16 protein-coding genes are annotated in these 14,260 nt (G+C 50.5%); 8 read left to right on the forward strand and 8 right to left on the reverse strand.

The features are described from left to right. Positions 1-5: 5 nt before the first annotated feature. Both CAG65_RS16395 and bolA read right to left on the reverse strand, forming a co-directional pair. Positions 6-1,346, reverse strand: a complete 1,341-nt coding sequence (locus CAG65_RS16395) for a Na(+)-translocating NADH-quinone reductase subunit A (protein ID WP_040902775.1) — start codon at positions 1,344-1,346, stop codon at positions 6-8. A gap of 418 nt (positions 1,347-1,764) precedes the next feature. Further along, entirely contained in the window at positions 1,765-2,076 is a 312-nt protein-coding gene (bolA, locus tag CAG65_RS16400; protein WP_021705881.1) for a transcriptional regulator BolA, read from the reverse strand. A gap of 163 nt (positions 2,077-2,239) precedes the next feature. On the opposite strand from bolA, the gene CAG65_RS16405 reads away from it, so the two are divergent. The 4 genes from CAG65_RS16405 to CAG65_RS16420 all read left to right on the forward strand — a co-directional run bounded on the left by CAG65_RS16405 (position 2,240) and on the right by CAG65_RS16420 (position 5,935). Then, positions 2,240-3,373 carry a methyltransferase gene (locus tag CAG65_RS16405; protein WP_161454320.1) on the forward strand — a complete coding sequence of 378 codons (1,134 nt, stop codon included), beginning with the start codon at positions 2,240-2,242 and terminating at the stop codon, positions 3,371-3,373. A gap of 17 nt (positions 3,374-3,390) precedes the next feature. Then, positions 3,391-3,960 carry a YajG family lipoprotein gene (locus tag CAG65_RS16410; protein ID WP_021705883.1) on the forward strand — a complete coding sequence of 190 codons (570 nt, stop codon included), beginning with the start codon at positions 3,391-3,393 and terminating at the stop codon, positions 3,958-3,960. Continuing rightward, positions 3,960-4,508: a peptidylprolyl isomerase gene (locus CAG65_RS16415; protein WP_161454321.1), complete on the forward strand. Its 549-nt coding sequence runs from the start codon at positions 3,960-3,962 to the stop codon at positions 4,506-4,508. The genes CAG65_RS16410 and CAG65_RS16415 overlap by 1 nt, the downstream gene beginning before the upstream one ends. Positions 4,509-4,573: 65 nt before the next feature. Next, positions 4,574-5,935 carry an AmpG family muropeptide MFS transporter gene (locus tag CAG65_RS16420; protein WP_161454322.1) on the forward strand — a complete coding sequence of 454 codons (1,362 nt, stop codon included), beginning with the start codon at positions 4,574-4,576 and terminating at the stop codon, positions 5,933-5,935. Between the two features lie 52 nt (positions 5,936-5,987). Here the strand turns inward: CAG65_RS16420 and CAG65_RS16425 are convergent, their stop codons facing one another. From CAG65_RS16425 to CAG65_RS16435, 3 genes are all read right to left on the reverse strand, one after another. Next, positions 5,988-6,665: a ChrR family anti-sigma-E factor gene (locus CAG65_RS16425; RefSeq protein WP_161454323.1), complete on the reverse strand. Its 678-nt coding sequence runs from the start codon at positions 6,663-6,665 to the stop codon at positions 5,988-5,990. Beyond that, the gene (locus CAG65_RS16430; protein ID WP_161447402.1) at positions 6,662-7,246 is read right to left on the reverse strand and encodes an RNA polymerase sigma factor; all 585 of its coding nucleotides are present in this window, start codon (positions 7,244-7,246) and stop codon (positions 6,662-6,664) included. Before CAG65_RS16430 ends, CAG65_RS16425 begins: the two co-directional genes overlap by 4 nt. A 174-nt stretch (positions 7,247-7,420) precedes the next feature. Beyond that, a complete protein-coding gene (locus CAG65_RS16435) occupies positions 7,421-8,020 on the reverse strand; it encodes an LON peptidase substrate-binding domain-containing protein (protein WP_021705888.1) in 600 nt (199 codons plus the stop codon). A gap of 328 nt (positions 8,021-8,348) precedes the next feature. On the opposite strand from CAG65_RS16435, the gene CAG65_RS16440 reads away from it, so the two are divergent. From CAG65_RS16440 to csdA, 4 genes are all read left to right on the forward strand, one after another. Continuing rightward, complete coding sequence (locus tag CAG65_RS16440; RefSeq protein ID WP_021705889.1) at positions 8,349-9,194, forward strand: nucleoside-specific channel-forming Tsx family protein; 846 nt, start codon at positions 8,349-8,351, stop codon at positions 9,192-9,194. Positions 9,195-9,300: 106 nt separating this feature from the next. Beyond that, the gene (panE, locus tag CAG65_RS16445) at positions 9,301-10,191 is read left to right on the forward strand and encodes a 2-dehydropantoate 2-reductase (protein WP_161454324.1); all 891 of its coding nucleotides are present in this window, start codon (positions 9,301-9,303) and stop codon (positions 10,189-10,191) included. Further along, positions 10,188-10,790, forward strand: coding sequence for a DJ-1 family glyoxalase III (locus CAG65_RS16450; RefSeq protein ID WP_161454325.1), 603 nt, complete (start codon positions 10,188-10,190; stop codon positions 10,788-10,790). Before panE ends, CAG65_RS16450 begins: the two co-directional genes overlap by 4 nt. After that, positions 10,787-11,998, forward strand: coding sequence for a cysteine desulfurase CsdA (gene csdA / locus CAG65_RS16455; protein ID WP_161454326.1), 1,212 nt, complete (start codon positions 10,787-10,789; stop codon positions 11,996-11,998). The genes CAG65_RS16450 and csdA overlap by 4 nt, the downstream gene beginning before the upstream one ends. A gap of 94 nt (positions 11,999-12,092) precedes the next feature. Here csdA and ndk read toward each other — a convergent pair whose 3' ends face one another. The 3 genes from ndk to iscX all read right to left on the reverse strand — a co-directional run bounded on the left by ndk (position 12,093) and on the right by iscX (position 14,250). Further along, positions 12,093-12,518, reverse strand: coding sequence for a nucleoside-diphosphate kinase (gene ndk, locus CAG65_RS16460; RefSeq protein ID WP_021705893.1), 426 nt, complete (start codon positions 12,516-12,518; stop codon positions 12,093-12,095). Positions 12,519-12,590: 72 nt separating this feature from the next. Then, positions 12,591-13,889, reverse strand: coding sequence for an aminopeptidase PepB (gene pepB / locus CAG65_RS16465; RefSeq protein WP_161447412.1), 1,299 nt, complete (start codon positions 13,887-13,889; stop codon positions 12,591-12,593). Positions 13,890-14,055: 166 nt separating this feature from the next. Then, the gene (iscX, locus tag CAG65_RS16470) at positions 14,056-14,250 is read right to left on the reverse strand and encodes a Fe-S cluster assembly protein IscX (protein WP_021705895.1); all 195 of its coding nucleotides are present in this window, start codon (positions 14,248-14,250) and stop codon (positions 14,056-14,058) included. Between the last annotated feature and the right edge of the window lie 10 nt (positions 14,251-14,260).

Below are 14,260 nucleotides of genomic sequence, written 5' to 3' on the forward strand. Positions count from 1 at the left end.
GAAAATTACCCTTCCTTCTCAATCTTATCCAGGCATTCACGCAGCAGTTGACCGTACTCGTATTTGCCAGGACATACAAAGGTGCACAATGCCAGATCTTCTTCATCCAGTTCCAGAGCACCCAGACGTTGAGCACTGTCTGAATCGCCGGCACATAGATCACGAAGTAGCAAAGTAGGTTCCATATCCAGTGGCATCACACGTTCGTAGTTGCCAATTGGAACCATTGAGCGGTCACTACCATTGGTCGACGTTGTCATATTGAACAACTGACCTTTGAACAGGTGACCCAGGTAAGCACGGGTTACAGAGAACTTGTTTTTACCAGGCATTGCCCAGCCAAGCAGCTCTTTGTCACGACCTTCGCGAAGAACAGAAACCTGAACGTGGTAACGCCCCAGGTAAGCATGAGGACCCGTTGCTTTTACACCACTCAGTACAGAACCAGAGATAATACGAACTTCGCCAGGCATCAGTTCATTATCTGTCAGCTCTTCCAGACTCGCACCAATCAGGGTACGAACCAGACGAGGGTTATTGACAACCGGACCAGCCAGAGACACAACACGCTCGGCGTGCAACTCACCCGTCAGGAACAATTTACCGACAGCGATAACGTCCTGATAGTTGATGCTCCACGCAACATTGTCTGCATTAACCGGGAACAGGTAATGCATGTGTGTGCCTGCAAGACCTGCAGGGTGAGGGCCATCAAAAACATGTTCTTCAACATTTGACTGTGAAGAGCGAGGTAGGCTGTTGCCTTTCTTACAAACGTAAACCTTGCCTTCTGTCAATGCCGACAGAATGTCCAGACCAGCGACAAACGCCTCTGACTGTTCGTTGATGATGAGTTCAGGATTCGCTGCCAGTGGATTGGTATCCATTGCCGTAACGAAGATTGCCTGAGTTGAAGACTCGATTGCCGGAACCTTGCTGAAAGGACGAGTACGTAAAGCGGTCCACAGACCAGAGTCGACCAGCTGAGTCTTAATCGCTTCGCGATCCAGACCGGCCAGTTGGCTGGCTTCAAACTTATCGAATGTTACCTGCTCATCACCTGCCACTTCGATCACTACGGATTGAAGGACACGTTTTGCGCCACGGTTAACTTCGATCACTTTACCGCTTGCTGGAGAAGTAAACTTCACACCTGGGTTCTTCTTGTCTTCAAAAAGAACTTGGGCTTTTTTCACTTCATCGCCTACGCGAACATGCATAGTAGGACGCATGCCAACGTACTCTTCGCCAAGCAAGGCGACTTTAGTGATGGCTTTGCCATCATTAATCACCTGGGATGGAGTTCCTGCGATAGGAAGATCCAAACCCTTCTTTATTGTAATCATACGCACTTGCACTACTTTTATCGGGAAAAAGATTCTTTTGATTGCGTAACTTTTAGACACGACATCAGTGTCCGGTTTTGGCATCGTTTCAAACGCCAAAATCGCAACATCCTATTAAAAACCTCGTCACAGAAAATACGCGAGATTTATCAGGTGCGATAGTTTAGCATTTTTTGGGAACTTGATGCCATGACCAATAAATGGATTCGACGCGATATTTCCAAGGAATTGAGTTTAAAAGGCTAAAGAATAGTCATAACTTTGAAGCGACGCACAAACCTAAAATATCACACCCACTTTAGGGGTATTCATGCATTCACAAGATGAAACAAACGTAAATAAACGTTTCATTTCATTAATTTGTTGTCACTCTGTTAACAAATCAATGGACAAAAAAGGAGCTGACGCTCCTTGTTGATTAACGCTTATCGCCGCCCATACACATCGGGCTGTCTGGCGCACTTTCTTGCTGCGCTTTCCACTCTTCAGGCGTGTAAGTATGCATCGACAACGCGTGCACACTGCCAGCCAACTCTTCGGCCAAAAGTTCATTAATCTGGCGGTGTCTTGCCAAAAGTCGCTGGCCTTCAAACGCACTGCTGACCACCACCACTTTAAAATGACTTTCAGAGCCAGGCGGGACGTTATGCATGTAACTCTCATTATCAACCCGCAGATAATCCGGGTTAAGCGCATTATGGATTTTAGATTCAATAGCTTGTTGGATCATATTTCTTCCTGACTTACCCATTCAGGGTATCAATGGAACGACGGATTGCGTCGGTTACTGAACAACATTTTACCTCCGCCTAAACGGGATAGGAAGGTTTTAGTTTCCTGATGGATTGCCATTTGCGACAATAGCGTCAAAGCAAAAATCTGCCACAGCAACTATGAAAACTGAACTTTCGCTTTTCGAGCGGACATTAACCCTGCACCGCTTTCCAAAGCGAGCCAACGAAACCCTACAAGCCTGGGACGCCGGCGACGAATACCTGATCCAACATGTCGAGGCATTGGCTCTGCCAGCCGGCCACCACATCGTTATTCTGAACGACCATTTCGGCGCTCTATCCTGCTGGTTCGCGCAACATTATCGCGTCACTATGATGAGCGATTCTTTCATTGCGCATCAGGCCACACAACAAAACCTGACGGCCAATCAGAGTGGAACCGTGACATTCGCCACCAGCATGGATGCCATTCCTGCCGACGCCGATCTGGTGTTGATGCAAATCCCCAAAAGTAATCGCCATCTGGTATGGCAGTTGCGTCAGCTCCGCCAGGCTCTGCCGGACCATGTGCCGATCATTGGCGTGAATAAAGCACGGGAAATTCATACTTCCACATTGAAGCTGTTTGAGCAGCACCTGGGACAAACGACAACGTCTCTGGCCTGGAAAAAACATCGCCTGGTGTTCTCCCAAGCCAATGCAGAGCACTGCCCTGCCGTAGAACAAGACATCACGTGGGCTGTCGAAGGCGAGTCAATTCAGCTTAAAAACCGCGCGAACGTCTATTCGGGAGAAAATCTCGATCTGGGCGCACGCTTCATGCTGAAGCACCTGCCAAAAGACGACAAACTGGAACGTATCATTGACCTAGGCTGTGGCAATGGCGTGCTGTCAGTCAAACTGGGGCAGTTGAACCCGAATGCACGCCTGGTCTGCGTCGATGAGAGTTTTATGGCCGTGGCCTCTGCCCAGCAAAACCTCTTGGACAACCTTGGCCCGGAACGTCATGTCGAGTGCTTCGCAAACAACTGTCTGGACGGGTTTGCTCCTGCCTCCGCTTCACTGGTCGTGTGTAATCCGCCATTTCATCAACAACTGGCGATCACCGACCACATCGCCTGGCAAATGTTCTGTGATGCAAAGCATGTTCTCACACAAGGTGGCCAATTATTGGTGATCGGCAATCGCCACCTCGGCTACGATGGTAAGTTAACGAGATTGTTTGGCCGAGCTCAGGTAAAAACCGTGGCAGCCAATAATAAATTTGTTATTTTACAGGCAACTAAATCGTGAATAAAAAGGATATATCCATGAGAAAACTGGTTCTGGCAGCGTCAATGGCCCTTCTCACCGCTTGTGCTGCTCCTCAACAGGAACAAATCAACTTTTTGCCAAAAGCCACGCTGAGCAACAGTGACCTCGTGAAAGGCGCCACCTATAACCTGTCGAGCAAAGACGTGCGCTCCGCTCAATACGTGGCACTGGTCGACAGTGGCCGTTCACACATCGAACCGATTCATTCGAAGCAGAATGTGCGGATCGCCGTAGAAACGGCTCTGGCGGACCAACTGGCTTCACAAGGTTTCAGAACATCAGTGAACAGCGAAAACGTCATTGAGATCGAAATCCAGGAAGCGCTGGTGAACGTCAAGCACTCGGTCATGTCGAACGACATGGATGCCAAAGTCGTGCTGGAAGTCACCGCAGAGACCCCTCAGGGCAAACTGGTCAAGACGTATACAGGCACGGCACAGCGTTCCGGTACATTGAGCGCCTCCAACCAGGAAATTGAAACCGTTCTTAACGATACCGTGAACTTAGTGCTGAAAGAGATCTCTAACGACCGAGAACTCAAACAATACATGCAGGAGCGTTTTTAATGCTGAGACAATGGGTTGCCACTACACTGGCTCTGATCAGTTGCGGTGCGTTCGCCGGGCCTAAGGTGGAGTTTGATACCACCCTGGGCTCATTTACGGTTGAACTCAATCAGGAGAAAGCGCCGGTAACGGTCGCGAACTTCGTTAAATATGTTGAAGATGGCAGCTACGTAGGCAGTCAGTTTCATCGTATTATCCCGGGATTTATGGCTCAGGGCGGCGGCTTTGACCAAGAAATGAATCGCCTGCCAACCTACGCGCCGATAAAAAATGAAGCATCGAATGGTCTGAAAAATGATCGTGCTACGCTGGCGATGGCCCGTACTAATGATCCAAACTCGGCCACCCGCCAGTTTTTCATCAATCTGGTCGACAACGATTTCCTCGACTACGCGCAGCGCCCACCTGGCTACGCGGTCTTTGGTGAAGTCACCCAAGGTTTTGATGTCGTCGAGAAAATGGCTCAGCAACCGACTCGCTCTTCCGGCCGGATGCAGGATGTTCCCGTTACACCGATCGTGATCACCAAAGCCACTCTGATTAAATAATCCATTCCGGCTCTGAGCGCTCCTGCTCAGAGCCTTTCTCACCATTTAGCAGGACTCCGAGTTTTATGTCATCAGATTCGTCTTCACTTACCTGGATGGGTACGGTCCGCAGTTACCTGGATAAACGCTTGTTGTGGGTGTTTATGCTGGGATGTTCCAGTGGCTTTCCCTGGGTCCTTATCGGCTCCAATATGACAGGCTGGCTGAAAGACGCAGGAATGACACGCGCCGCAATCGGCTATTTTGGCAGTGTCTTTGCTGTCTATGCGATTAACTTCCTTTGGGCTCCCTTGGTGGATAGGGTAAAACTGCCAATATTGCACAAGGCACTGGGACAACGCAGAAGCTGGGTACTGTTGTGTCAGATGGTCGTATTGGTGTGCACTCTACTGATCGCCGGCGTCAATCCTGCCACTCAAATTGTTCTGACGTCGATGCTGGCTCTGGGAATCGCAATTGCATCGGCCACTCAGGATATCGCCATTGATGCCTTCCGGATTGATACTTTTCCTAAGTCGCAAGCCAGTAAACTGCCACAGGCATCGGCTATGGCAGTGATCGGTTGGTGGACCGGTTATTCTCTGCCGGGTTATGTGGCTTTTATCAACGCTGACTCGATAGGCTGGAACGGGGTGTACTACGGCATGGCCTTGATCGTCGGCCTGTTGATGTTGTTTACTCTGCTGGTTGGCGAACCAATTACCCAGCGGGAACAACTTCAGGCGCAGGCGGAAGAGCGCCACAATGCCCTGGTCGGATCTCGTGTTGTCGCCTGGCTGACGGTAACCGTGCTGGAACCGTTTATGGACTTTTTCCGGCGCAATGGCACCCGGGTCGCAATCACCATTTTATTGTTCGTCTTCCTGTTTAAAATTGGGGAAGCGTTTCTTGGCCGCATGTCGATTGCTTTTTATAAAGAGGTCGGTTTCAGCAATGAACAGATAGGTTATTACTCCAAACTGATCGGTTGGGGCGCCACCATGCTGTTTACGCTGATCGGCAGTATGGTCAATGTCCGTTTCGGCATCGTGAAAGGGTTGATGATCGGTGGCACAGCAATGGCTGCAAGTAACCTGATGTTTGCCTGGATTGCCGAAGTCGGTCCTAATGAGCAGTTGTTCTTGGCGACTATCTTCGTCGATAACTTTACCACGGCCTTCTCAACCGTAGCGTTTGTGTCTTTCCTGACGGTGCTGACCGGACAAGCGTTCTCCGCGACACAATACGCTCTGCTGGCATCACTGGGCAACTTTGGACGCACCACTCTGGCGTCTTTCAGCGGCGAACTGGCCGATTATCTCAATAACTGGTCACTGTTTTTTGTGCTCACGGCCCTGATGGTGATCCCAAGCCTGATCATGTTGTATTCGCTGCGCCACTATTTCACCGATTTACTCAATAAAGCGCATCGTCACGACGAGAATTAGACCAGCCTTAAACGATAAAAAAAGGGATGCTCTGCATCCCTTTTTCATCATGTTATGGGTAAAGCCCCTTGCCAAATAAATTGAAGATCCTCGCGACACCCTGAGTGAAGAGCATAGGCTCGGTCAGCACCGTCATACACAGGCAATCTTCCCCGGTACGTGTAAACGGGCTGTGACGAACCGACGCGTCACGGGTCATGAAATCGCCAGCTTCGTAATGTCCGTCTTCGTCACTAAAGCCGCCGTGCAGCACTAAAGTGGACTCCAGCCCCTTGTGCGTGTGTTGCGGGATGTGGACATCTTCAGCGATGTACATCAGATTGACCCGCACATTGTCCTCGCCCAAATCCATGGCCGCGCTGTACACCTTACCGCCATAACTGCGCCACTCACCAATCTGTCGAACATGCTTGCTCAGCGTACCGGGCAGACGAAATTGCTTACCGTTCACTTCTAACACAGCTGTTGGCGGCGCTTGCACCGCTTTGGGTTGAATAGGATCCAAAGCCACGATGGCCTCGAACATTCCGGCAAATTCCTCACTGCCGTTGGCCACCAGCGTTGCCGGCCCGTTCATTACAGCCTGAGCGCATTCCCGCTCTTTGACTGCAACTAACGCTCTGCAACGACTGCATGACTCAAGGTGCGTCGCCACTGCCAGTCCATGAACCGCATCGATTGAACCAGCTGCATACGCATCTAAAAGATGTTGTTCCGGATGATAACTCATAACTGCCCCGCTTCTATTGAGTGTCGTAATTTTTCCACGGCCAGACGCAATCTGGACTTCACGGTTCCGAGAGGAATATTGAACATGTCGGCCACCTGCTGATGAGGCAGGTCTTCTAAATACACCGCCCTCACCACGGCTTGTTGCGCTTCGGGCAACAAATCAAGAAACTTGACCACTTGCTCTTTCAACATGTCATGCTCCGGCGCATAATGCTCCACCAAGTCTGGCGGACAGTAGTCGGCGGGCCAGATATCTTCGGAATGAATGTGCAATTCCCGCCCTTTCTGCTTACGCAGTAAATCAAAGCACAGGTTTCTGGCTATGGTGTAAATCCAGGTCGATAATGAACTTTTACGACCATCGAATAAATGTGATTTCTGCCATACCGTCGTCAACGTTTCCTGCACCATTTCTAGCGCCACCTGTTCGTTGCCAATGTGCTTGTAAGCAAACTGCTTTAACCGCGGTGAAAAGTGAGTAAAAACCTGTGCAAATGCGCGCTTGTCACGTTGTTTGACGCGGTTCATACATTCTTCCCACTCCGCGCGGGTCATATCCTGGGAACTGGTTTGACTCATGTGCTTCCCTATCCCTTAACACTCAGAGTTAGACTGAGCGTGATTGTGTCCGTATTTCACTGACTTCGTTGCCTAGTTTACGTTTAACCATCACGTTGCGATCACAACGGCGTGTAACATTTACGGCCGCCCTGCAGTCTCCTAATTATAGTGACTGCGTCCACACACACCATTCTAGGAAGACCATTTACTTTGCGTCGTCACACTGCCCTCAATTGCCATGCTCAAAAAGTGCATAGCCGCGCTACAGTCCCGTTGCCCGGCCAACTGTTCCATCTGCGTGCATTCCAGTGGCAATATCTCCAACCAGCGTTGGCTGACCCAGCTTGCGTCATCAAAAAAACAGTGCGAGTACAAGTCGCCTATCTGGGGGAATTGCCGATAGACAAATTGGAGCTGTTCACTGATATATTGTTGTGATCGTTCGATTTTCTGCTGAGACCAGTTGTCCAGCCAACGCACGTGGGCTTTGCGCAATCCATCAAACTCGGCTGCAACACGCTCAACCACAAAGCGCTGAGTTCCGGACACGGTAATCCCCAGCAACCCGTCGTCTAATGTTTCGAAGTCAACGATTTTTACGTAAGTACCAATCGACGACACGTTACCCGGTGCCAGACCGGCGTCACTGTCCAGCAGACAGATACCAAACCCACTGTTTTGTCGCGAACACTCAGCAACTAAACGCTTATAACGTGGCTCAAAGATACGCAAACTCATTTTACCTTCGGGCAACACCATTGAACTCAGCGGAAACAACTTAATTTCGTTCATCTACACATTCCTTTTAGCTGGCACCCCTTATTACGCAAGGGGTGCCAGCCCGATCACTAACGAAAAATGTTGGTTTAACGATAAGCATAAAAAAACCTAAAAATCGCCAAGCAAACGATCAAGATCACACAGAAAATGAAAAACCATGCAACACAAAATAAGTTCCGTGAAATAAAACGAAGTTGAGATCTTCGTCACTAATTTTGTTTGGTTTTGCACTGGGTATCACTTTCAATTGAGATTTTTATCGCTATCATTCCCGCCATCTGGAAGCACGGCAATCAGATCGTGTATCCAAAAAACAAACAAACCTATAGAGAGTCCCCTTATGCGTAAATCACTTTTAGCTCTTAGCTTGTTAGCAGCGACTTCCGCGCCAGCTCTGGCCGCTGACTACTCAGATGGCGATATCCACAAAAACGATTACAAGTGGATGCAGTTTAACTACATGTACTCAATCGATGAGATGCCTCGCGTAAAAGGCGCTGACGACAACGCCCACGATTACCTGGAAATGGAATTTGGCGGTCGCTCAGGAATCTTCGATCTATACGGTTACGTTGATGTATTTAACCTAGCGACTAAAGACAATCAGGATAAGTCCATCGAGAACGGCGCTCCTGACAAAATGTTCATGAAATTTGCACCGCGTGTTTCTCTGGACGCAGTCACTGGTAAAGACCTGTCTTTCGGTCCTGTACAAGAGCTGTACTTTGCAACTCTGTACAACTGGGGTGGTAACAATGGCGGTGTAAACAACTCTTTCTGGGGTCTGGGTTCTGATGTGAACGTACCTTGGCTGGGTAAAGTTGGCCTGAACGTGTACAGCCTTTACGACATCAACAAAAAAGACTGGAACGGTTTCCAAATCTCGACCAACTGGTTCAAACCATTCTACTTCTTCGAGAACGGTTCATTCATTTCTTACCAAGGTTACATCGATTACCAATTCGGTATGGATGATGATGCAGGTAACAAGTTTGGCACGACATCCTCTAACGGTGGCGTAATGTTTAACGGTATCTACTGGCACTCTGAGCGTTTTGCTGTTGGTTACGGCCTGAAAGCATACAAAGACGTTTACGGCGTGAAAGACGGTCTGGACATCGGTAACGGCCTAGAGCTTGAATCAACTGGTTTCAGCCACTATCTGGCAGTAACCTACAAGTTCTAATCAGAACTCTGCTTTTAAAAATGGCGCCGGATGGCGCCATTTTTGTTTGCTTTCCTGAGACAGGACATTATCCTTGCTCCCATTCGCAACAACCGTGGGAAGCAGGATGAATATTGTGGTTGTCGGCCCAGGTGCCATCGGCTCGTTATGGGCCTGTCATCTGGCTCTGGCCGGGCACAACGTGTCGCTATGGAGTCGCCAACACGTGACTTCAATTAATCTGGCACTGGGTAAGACACCAAGCCTCTCCTTTGCCAATCATCAGCGCTCTGCATTAACCAAAGCGGATATGCTGCTGGTGACAGTCAAAGCCTGGCAGGTTGACGCGGCCATACGGCCTTTGATTCCCCATCTCGACCCTCGCACAATATTGCTGTTTTGTCACAACGGGATGGGCGCGCTTGACCAACTGGCGCCAACGCTCTCCTCGCACCCGATGGTTCTGGCCACCACGACGCACGGCGCATTCAAACCAACCCCGAATCAGGTGAATCACACCGGCCTGGGTCACACGCAACTGGGGGCTTACAACACGCAGGGACAGCAGTGTCAGTTCCTGACCGACGTTCTGCACCACGCACTCCCAGACGTGCAATGGAATGAGCATATCCAGTCCGCGCTGTGGCACAAACTGGCGATCAACTGCGCCATTAACCCGTTGACCGCGTTACATCAGTGTCGCAATGGTGATTTAGCAGACCCGCAATTTCAGGCACCACTGGAGGCCATCATCGACGAGTTAGTTCAGGTGATGCACGCTGAATCCATCGATGTATCCAAGCAAGCTCTGCGCAGTAACATTCACAACGTCATTGCGGCCACAGCGACAAACTTTTCCTCCATGCAGCAGGATGTTTTCTACCAGCGGAAAACCGAGATAGACTTTATTACGGGTTACCTCCTTCGCCGTGCCACACATCATGGTATTGAGGTACCAACGAATAGCGCCCTGTATCAGCAGATTAAACACACAGAATTAAGTTGGACTTCATCATGACCAAACGTGTACTTATACCGATTGCTCCTGGCACCGAAGAGATGGAAGCAGTCACTGTTATCGATATTATGGTTCGGGCCGGATATGAGGTGGTGGTCGCCAGCGCAGACTTTGAAGGCGAGCTGACGATGAAAGCCTCGCGAGGCGTTACACTGACGGCCGATTGCAAACTGGTTGACATTGCTGATGAAGAATTTGATGCCGTGATCCTGCCGGGCGGCGTCGGGGGAGCTGAAACCTTCAGAGACAGCACAGTGTTGGTCGAAATCGTTCGCCAACAAAAATACGATGGCCGCCTGGTTGCCGCCATCTGCGCCGCCCCGGCACTGGTCTTGCAGCATCACAATCTCTATCCCGGCGCTCTGATGACCTGTCACCCGAGCTTTCAATCACATATACCAGCCGATAAATGGCGTGCCAAACGCGTTACGATTGACATCAATCACAACCTGATCACCAGTCAGGGGCCGGGCACCGCTCTGGAGTTCGCGATGGAGATCATCATTAAGCTGTCCGGTAAACAACTGGCAGCAGAGGTGGCAGACCCCATGGTCGTGATCCCGACACTGCAATACCACAAACTGAGTAACGACGCATGATAGACATCGCTGCGATCCGGGCGCAGTTCCCGGCCCTGCAACAACAGGTCAACGATTCATCGCTTGTCTACCTCGACAGTGCCGCGACCACACAAAAGCCGCAAGTGGTGATCGATGCCATTTCCCGCTACTACAGTTCACAAAACGCCAATGTACATCGCGGCAGTCACAGCCTGACGGCTCATGCCACCAGCCAGTTTGAAGCAGCCCGAGACAAGGTCGCTGAGTTTATCGGTGCCTCGACAAGTAAAGAGATCATCTGGACCCGGGGCGCCACCGAAGCCATCAATCTGATTGCCCAAACATACGCGCGCGGCACACTCCAGCCTGGCGATGAAATTCTGGTTGGTGAGATGGAGCATCACGCGAACATTGTGCCTTGGCAAATTGTTGCTGAGCAAACCGGCGCCAAGGTGGTGAAAGTGCCCATGACGCCGGATTGCCAGTGGGATATGACGGCATACGACCAATTACTCAGTGCTCGCACCCGAATCGTAGCGCTGGCGCACATCACCAATGTCACTGCAACGCGTCAGCCAATTGAAACCGTCATTACCAAGGCACATCAGTACAATGCCGTTGTAGTGGTTGATGGTGCTCAGGGAATCGTGCATGAATCGGTCGATGTCACCCAGTTGGATGCAGATTTCTATGTCTTTTCCGGCCACAAACTTTACGCGCCGGCTGGCATCGGCGCGCTGTATGGCAAACTGACCCTGTTGGAAGCCATGCCACCGTGGCACGGCGGAGGCAAAATGGTGGAGAAAGTGACGTTCGGACACACCACTTACTCAGCGTTGCCGGGCAAATTTGAAGCCGGCACCCCCAATGTGGCCGGCGCCATCGCACTGGCCAGTGCCATCGACTGGTATCAACAGTTTCCGCGCTCTGAGGTCGAAGCGCATCTGCATCACTTGCAACAACGCACCTACGCTGCGTTGACGGCCATGGCTGACATCCGGGTACTGGGTTATCAGCCTGATGCGGCAGTGCTGACGTTTGTCATGGAAGGCGTGCATCATCAGGACATCGCAACCTTGCTCGATCAACAAGGGATCGCAGTGCGGGCCGGGCACCACTGTGCACACCCGCTGATGGACGCCCTCAAGGTGACCGGGACGGTGCGGATTTCCTTTGCGATCTACAATACTTCGGAAGATGTGGAACGTTTGATTGCTGCGCTTGAGAAAGCAGTCGATATGCTCTGAAAACCGTTGCGTCGTCAATGTGTGAATGCACATCAGGACAAAACAGAAAAATCAAAAAAAGCCCCGGAACAATTTCGGGGCTTTGTTATTCAATTTAACGTGGGTGAACTTCTGCCTGCGGGAAGAAAAATTCAATCTCGCGAGCCGCTGATTCCGGGCTGTCTGAGCCATGAACCGAGTTGTGACGCATGCTCAGTGCGTAATCCGCACGTAGCGTGCCACATGCCGCCTCTTCCGGGTTAGTTTTTCCCATCAGTTCACGATAACGCGCAATGGCGTTTTCACCTTCCAGCACCTGAACCATGATGGGGCCAGAGGTCATGAACTCTTTCAGTGGTTCAAAAAAAGGTTTGCCTTCGTGCTCGGCGTAGAATCCACGCGCCTGATCTTCTGTCAGGCGAACCATTTTCGCCGCAATGATGGTCAGACCCGCTTTTTCAATACGATGGTAAATCTCACCAATCAGATTACGTTCGACTGCATCGGGCTTAATAATAGAAAATGTTCTTTCCAGAGCCATAAGAGGTATCCTTCTACTTCATATCATTGTAGTTATAAGTCTGGTTCCGCTGTTCGCGGAACCAGTAATACTTTATTTGTCGGCCTGCTCCACCAGCACTCGGGCCAGTGTACGCACGCCCATACCGGTGGCACCCGCCGCCCATTTGTCTGACGCCGCTTTACGGTAAGTACCTGCACAGTCAAAGTGCAGCCAGCCGTGCTTATAATCGTCGACAAAGTAGGACAAGAACGCCGCGGCTGTGCTGGCGCCCGGAGAGTAGTCACCAGAGCTGATGTTCGACAGATCCGCAAAGCTAGAAGGCAACATCTCACGGTGGAAATCAGCCACAGGCAGTGGCCACAAACCTTCCTGTTCATGACGAGCGGCCGTCAGTGCCTGATGAGACAACTCATCGTCAAAGCTCATCAACGCATGGTAATCGTTACCAAGCGCATTCTTGGCCGCGCCCGTCAAGGTCGCGCAGTCAATGATCAGTTGCGGCTGTTGCTCTGAAGCGTAAATCAGACCATCCGCCAACACCAAGCGACCTTCAGCATCGGTGTTCATGATTTCGACAGTTGTCCCGTTTTTGTAAGTGATGATGTCACCCAATTTCAGCGCACGACCAGAAACCATGTTTTCAGCACAGCACAGGATCAATTTTACCCGCTTGTTCAGGCCACGCATGATGGCCAGTCCCAGGCCACCGGTAATGGTGCCGGCGCCGCCCATGTCCGCTTTCATTGCCGACATAAAATTCGATGGTTTCAGGCTGTAACCACCAGAGTCGAACGTAATGCCTTTGCCCACCAGACAGGCGAATACCGGTGCATTCTCATCCCCTGTCGGGTTGAAGTCGAGCTGCAGCATGGCAGAGGTACGTTCAGAACCACGCCCCACGGCAAAAATGCCTTCCCAGCCTTCGGCCAGAAGGTCGCGATCTTTCACGATGCGGCTGGTAACGGTACCTTCAGGAGCCACGGACTTGATAAACTCAGACGCCAGCGTCGCCAACTGACGTGGTGCAATTTCTTCCGCACTTTTGTTGATAATATCGCGTGTCCAGTCAGCCGCTTTAATACGAGCCAGCAACTCATGTTGCTCACCTTCTGCCAGCGCTGACCATTCTAGCTGGTTGTTCTTTTTCGGATTACGGTAACCTTGATGGAAAGTCCAGATCGTCTCCAGATCCCAACCATCACCAGCGAGTGAGATTGTACGAATACCCTGTGCATCTAATTTGCGCGCCGCTCGCTGAATCGCGTCCTGAGCATTCCCCTGAGTCAGGTGAATGGTGGTGCCATTTTCAGAAAATGAGAGCAGTGCCTTGTCTCCCCACTGAGGCTGGGCAGGTTCACGGCTGATAAAAACTGACATATGTGCAGACATGGTTTCTCCTTGTCTTTCCGCGGCTTTGCCTGGCCGCACTATTCATAACCATCGAATGTTAGCATTATGTAGGGTAAAAATGTCAACTTGAGAAAAAAACGGACCATAAGGTCCGCTTTTTTTAGTAAGAATTGTTAACTGCGCAGGGTTTTGCCAAGCGAAATGCTTAGTCCATTTCGTCCATCCAGCACAGGATCACCGCTTCGAGGATTTTCTCGTTTGAGCGGTTAGGCTCATCGTCAAAATCCTCCAAATCCAGAATCCACTGATGCAGATCGGTAAAACGTACGTTTTTCGGATCGATGTCCGGAAATTTATCACACAGTTCAATCGCAATATCGCGCGAATCAGTCCATTTCATAACGGTTTCC

It is taken from the genome of Vibrio sp. V39_P1S14PM300 (assembly GCF_009904765.1).
GTDB classification, from domain to species: Bacteria; Pseudomonadota; Gammaproteobacteria; order Enterobacterales; family Vibrionaceae; genus Vibrio; species Vibrio proteolyticus.

Coding starts and splice junctions, on each gene's coding strand:
- CAG65_RS16395 (WP_040902775.1), bottom strand. CDS start 1,346: ATGATTACAATAAAGAAGGGTTTGGATCTTCCTATCGCAGGAACTCCA.
- bolA (WP_021705881.1), bottom strand. CDS start 2,076: ATGATCCAACAAGCTATTGAATCTAAAATCCATAATGCGCTTAACCCG.
- CAG65_RS16405 (WP_161454320.1), top strand. CDS start 2,240: ATGAAAACTGAACTTTCGCTTTTCGAGCGGACATTAACCCTGCACCGC.
- CAG65_RS16410 (WP_021705883.1), top strand. CDS start 3,391: ATGAGAAAACTGGTTCTGGCAGCGTCAATGGCCCTTCTCACCGCTTGT.
- CAG65_RS16415 (WP_161454321.1), top strand. CDS start 3,960: ATGCTGAGACAATGGGTTGCCACTACACTGGCTCTGATCAGTTGCGGT.
- CAG65_RS16420 (WP_161454322.1), top strand. CDS start 4,574: ATGTCATCAGATTCGTCTTCACTTACCTGGATGGGTACGGTCCGCAGT.
- CAG65_RS16425 (WP_161454323.1), bottom strand. CDS start 6,665: ATGAGTTATCATCCGGAACAACATCTTTTAGATGCGTATGCAGCTGGT.
- CAG65_RS16430 (WP_161447402.1), bottom strand. CDS start 7,246: ATGAGTCAAACCAGTTCCCAGGATATGACCCGCGCGGAGTGGGAAGAA.
- CAG65_RS16435 (WP_021705888.1), bottom strand. CDS start 8,020: ATGAACGAAATTAAGTTGTTTCCGCTGAGTTCAATGGTGTTGCCCGAA.
- CAG65_RS16440 (WP_021705889.1), top strand. CDS start 8,349: ATGCGTAAATCACTTTTAGCTCTTAGCTTGTTAGCAGCGACTTCCGCG.
- panE (WP_161454324.1), top strand. CDS start 9,301: ATGAATATTGTGGTTGTCGGCCCAGGTGCCATCGGCTCGTTATGGGCC.
- CAG65_RS16450 (WP_161454325.1), top strand. CDS start 10,188: ATGACCAAACGTGTACTTATACCGATTGCTCCTGGCACCGAAGAGATG.
- csdA (WP_161454326.1), top strand. CDS start 10,787: ATGATAGACATCGCTGCGATCCGGGCGCAGTTCCCGGCCCTGCAACAA.
- ndk (WP_021705893.1), bottom strand. CDS start 12,518: ATGGCTCTGGAAAGAACATTTTCTATTATTAAGCCCGATGCAGTCGAA.
- pepB (WP_161447412.1), bottom strand. CDS start 13,889: ATGTCTGCACATATGTCAGTTTTTATCAGCCGTGAACCTGCCCAGCCT.
- iscX (WP_021705895.1), bottom strand. CDS start 14,250: ATGAAATGGACTGATTCGCGCGATATTGCGATTGAACTGTGTGATAAA.